Raw genomic sequence first — 4,589 nt, 5'->3', positions numbered from 1 at the left:
GTGGCCGCCCTGCTCATCACGGCGCGTTCCCTGGCGCAGGAGGAGCCCGACGCCGCAGCCCCGGCCGGGCAGGTCGCCCCCTGGGAGAGCCGGCTGGCCGGCCTGCTGCGGCCAGAGCGCGCGCCGCGCCGTCGGATGGCCCTGGAGATCATCGACGACCCCGGCAGCATGTGGGGCACCCCGGCCGGTCCATCCATGCTGCCGCTCATCGAGGGCAAGCGCGGCTGGAACCGACAGGGCGCCTCATGGAGCCAGATCGCCTCCGGTGGGCTCGACGACGAGGTGGACCCCGAAGTCATCGACGTCCTGCGCGAGCTGGCCGGCATGGCCGACGGCTACGGCTTCTACTACGCCGACGACCGCGTTTCCCTGGTGACCGCGCCCGCCCGCGTCTGGGAGGTGCTGCGCCGTGGGGTGGTGGCCGGCCTGACCCTCACCACCGCGCAGCGCCACGGCATGCCCGTCCACCTCGCCGAGGGTCTGCGCGGCGGCGTCCACCTCACCCGCGAGGAGGGCGGCGGCGTCGTCATCACCCCCGCCGTGGAGATCGACGACATCGAGGAACTGCGCAGCCTGCAGGTCCCCGGACTGCGCCTGAGCTTCTCCCTCATGCCGATCGGCGACCCGGTTCACGGCTTCTACACGTGGATGCCCGGACGCGAGCTGCTGCTCATGCCGATCGAGCCGCGCCCCACTGAGGCGCTCTCGCGGCTGCTCCTGGGTGAGGGGGAGACGATCACCATCCCAGCCGGAGATGTCGAGCGCTTCGAGACCGAGCACCTCGAGGCCCTCACCCGGGCGCTGCCGATCCTGTCCGCCGATGCCTCCATCCGCCTGCCCCGGCCCACGACGCTGCGCGCCGCGCTCGCGGTCCACGTCGACGCCGAGGGGCACCATCTGACCACCGAGTGGTCCATCCGCTACATCTCCGAGGACGGCGAGGTCCTGCGCGGCCACGGCGTCGGGGACCTCGCCGAGGCCGCTGAGGGTCGCATCGAGGGCGAGACCGCCGGCCGGGACATTGAGGGGGAGACCCGCCTGGTCCGCGAGGTCCTCAACCACCTGCTGCCCCTGGCCGTCCGGCACCCGGCCGTCTGGCGGCCCCTGGACCTGCGCGGCATGGCCACGGCCCGCTTCATGACCGAGACGCTGCCGGTCCTGCGTGAGCTGGAGGCCTTCGACGTCGAGGTCGATGACGATGTCCCCGACTACCGCGAGGCCGACGACGCTCCGGTCATCACCACCAGCATCAGTGACGATGAGGACCGCCCTGACTGGTTCTCCCTGTCCGTGCGTGTCCACGTGGGCGAGGAGGAGATCCCTCTGGCGCTGCTCATGGCGGCCGTGGCCGCCGGTGAGCCCGAGGTGCTCCTGGAGTCGGGCACGTGGGTGAGCATCGACCGCCCGGAGATCGAGGCCCTGGCCCGCCTCATGGAGGAGGGCCGCGAGCTCGCCGACCCGCAGGCGCACGGCAGCCTGCGGGTCAGCGCCCTGCACGCCGGCTACTACGAGGTCCTGGAGTCCCTCGGCCTCATCGGGCGGGCCACGGCCCGCTGGAAGGAGCGGGTCGGGCGGCTGCTGGAGCGGGCGCGCGCCGCCGAGGCCGCTGCTGAGCACGACGTTGTTGCCGATGCTGGGGGCAGTGTCGGCGAGGTGACCGTGCCCGAGGGGATGCGGGTGACGCTACGCCCCTACCAGCTCGAGGGCTACCGATGGCTGGACTTCCTTCGCCAGGCGGGCCTCGGCGGAGTCCTGGCCGACGACATGGGACTGGGCAAGACCGTCCAGGTGCTCGCCGCCGTTCAACGCCTCATCGAGCAGCGTGAGAAGGCCGAGGAACAGGTACCGGCTGACGTCGGCGCCGGTGGGGCTGCGCCCGGCGGCGTTGGAGCCGACTCAAGGGGCGCTCCGCAGAATGGAACGGAAGGCCCGGCCGGCGAGTCGACCGCCTCCGACGACTCCGGTGAGCCGGAGGGGGCCGGGCCGGTGCTCGTCATCGCGCCGACCTCCGTCGTCGGCTCCTGGGTGGAGCAGGCCGGGCGCTTCTGCCCGGGGCTGCGGGTCCGGGCCGTGCGACGGACCGCCGCCAAGCGCGAGGAGACCCTGGAGGAGATCGTGGAGGGCTGCGACGTCCTCGTCACCTCCTACACGATCGCGCGCCTGTGCGAGGAGGAGTTCATCGCCCAGGACTGGGCCTGGGTGGTGTGCGACGAGGCCCAGTTCGTCAAGAACCACACCTCGGCCACCTACAAGGCCGTGCGGCGGCTGCGGTCGCCGTCGACCATCGCGATCACGGGCACGCCGCTGGAGAACTCGCTCATGGACCTGTGGGCGCTCATGAGCATCGCGGCGCCGGGGCTGCTGCCCGATCCGGAGCGCTTCGGGCAGGTCTATCGCAAACCGATCGACCGAGGGGACACCGAGGCGTTGGGACGGCTGCGGCGCCGGATGCGGCCCTTCCTGCTGCGACGAACCAAGGAGCAGGTGGCCGCGGACCTGCCCGCCAAGACCGAGCAGGTCCTGGCCGTCGAGCTGGGCGCCAAGCACCGCAAGGCCTACGACCAGCGCCTGGCCCGGGAGCGGCAGAGGATCCTCGGGCTGCTGAAGGAGGACACCGCCCAGTCGCGCTTCATCGCGCTCAAGGCGCTGACCACCCTGCGGCAGATGGCGCTCGACCCGGCGCTCGTCGACGTCGAGGACGGAGTGGCGGCTGCGGACGCTGGAGGAGTGGCCGGCGGGAAGAGCGGTTCCGGGAAGAAGGAGGCCCGTGGTGTGAGGGGTGTGAAAGGCAAGGCGGCCGCCGCCCCCTCCAAGGGGCAGCGGAGGCCCGGTCGGCGGCCGAGTCCGTCGGCCAAGGTCGAGGCGCTCCTGGAGCACCTGGGGCCGATCCTCTCCGAGGGGCACCGTGCTCTCGTCTTCTCCCAGTTCACGCGCTATCTCTCCGGCGTGCGCGAGCACCTGGAGGCCGCCGGTGTGCGAACCGCCTACATGGACGGCGGAACCTCCAACCGTCAAGAGGTCATCGATGCCTTCCGGGCCGGCGGGGCCGATGTCTTCCTCATCTCCCTCAAGGCCGGTGGTTTCGGGCTCACGCTCACCGAGGCCGACTACGTCTTCCTGCTGGACCCGTGGTGGAACCCGCAGGCCGAGGAGCAGGCCGTCGACCGCACCCATCGGATCGGCCAGGACAAGCCGGTCATGGTCTACCGGCTCGTCTCGGCCGACACCATCGAGGAGAAGGTCATGGCCCTCAAGGAGAAGAAGGCCGAGCTCTTCGCCCGGGTCATCGAGGGGACCGGCGACGTCGAGGCCGGCGGCGAGGGCGTGGCCGGGGCTGCGGGCGCGGGTGCAGGCGGCCTCAGTCCGGCGGCCCTCACCGCCGCCGAGATCCGCGAGCTCATTGAGGGCTGAGGCTCTCGATGCGGTCGGGTGCGGTCTTGGGTCACTCGCGCCCGACCACCTGCGCGGTGGCCTCCATCCGGCTGTGTCCTGGTGGGGGCCTTCCTGCCGTCACTCATGGAGACAGTCGATGCCAGGGGCCTTCCACGCGGCCGGGGACGTTTTGATGCCGGTGGGTGCCGTCTGCGCGTACGGGGACAGGAATCCTGCACCCGTACGCGTGGAGCGTCCCCGCCCGGAGCGGTTGGCACCCGGCCGCGCAGAATGTCCCCGGCTGTGAGCGAGGTCCAAGCGGTGGGGCGGATCGGCTCAAGCCTGTGCGGTCCCCGGCGCCACAGGCTCGGGACTGCAAGTTGTCTTCACAGGGCTGAGAAGCCCCTGAGCGCGGGGGCGCAGGGTGGACCGATTCTGGGTGGGCGGGCACGGTGCCCGTTGGGGAACAGCCGAGTGCTGGTCCCCGCCAACCAGAGGAGAACCACCATGAGGAGACCCACTAGAACCGCTTTGCGTACTCTTCGCACCAGTGTGATGTTGGCCCGCTCGGGCGACCCATTGGCACTGCCGGCCACTCTGAGGCGTCTGGCGTCCGGGCAGGACGGCATGGCCACCGCCGAGTACGCCATCGGGACATTGGCTGCTGCGGCCTTTGCGGGTCTGCTGCTGGCGCTCATGCGCTCGGGCAGCCTGAGCGGCGCTCTGCAGTCCATCATCGAGTCGGCGCTCTCGGTGTGATGTGCGGCGTCATCGCAGTGGGTGGGCGCGTTCGCCCCCGAGTGGTCCGGGTACCTGGCGGTGGCCGACGTCGCCGCCGGGTACCCGCTTCCCGCCGGCCCTCCGGGCGGACGGAACCGCACTCGTCACCCAGGCGCCTGCCCCGTCGAGACGGTGAGTCCGGCGAGGGGGCCAACGGCCCGGACGAGCCCGGGCAGAACGAGCAGGGGATGGTGACGGCCGAGACGGCGCTGTCCCTGCCCGCCGTCGTCCTCGTGCTCCTCATCGTTCTGGCTGCCGTCAGCGCCGGCGTCACCCAGCTGCGGGTGGCCGACGCCGCCCGTACGGCCGCCCGCCAGGCCGCCATCGGCCAGGACGACTACACCGGCGCCGCACAGCGCGTGGCCGGAGGAGTGAGCCTCGGCGTCGAGCAGGGCGAGCTCACCTGCGTCACCGCTGCCCGTCCCGTGCCCGGCCCA

The 4,589-nt window shown here is 71.9% G+C and carries 3 protein-coding genes; all 3 read left to right on the top strand.

Annotated features, from left to right (window positions below):
* Positions 1-3,411: DEAD/DEAH box helicase (locus RWR81_RS12450; protein WP_314458042.1), on the top strand; the 3,411-nt coding region annotated here is incomplete at its 5' end.
* A gap of 468 nt (positions 3,412-3,879) precedes the next feature.
* The gene (locus tag RWR81_RS12445; RefSeq protein WP_314458041.1) at positions 3,880-4,131 is read left to right on the top strand and encodes a DUF4244 domain-containing protein; all 252 of its coding nucleotides are present in this window, start codon (positions 3,880-3,882) and stop codon (positions 4,129-4,131) included.
* Between the two features lie 209 nt (positions 4,132-4,340).
* On the top strand, positions 4,341-4,589 hold a 249-nt coding region (locus tag RWR81_RS12440), incomplete at its 3' end, for a TadE family type IV pilus minor pilin (protein WP_314458040.1).

This window comes from uncultured Actinomyces sp. (genome assembly GCF_963526355.1).
Taxonomy (GTDB): Bacteria; Actinomycetota; Actinomycetes; order Actinomycetales; family Actinomycetaceae; genus Actinomyces.
Note: the sequence above shows the minus strand (reverse complement) of the source record. Positions and strands in the feature narration are given on the sequence as shown.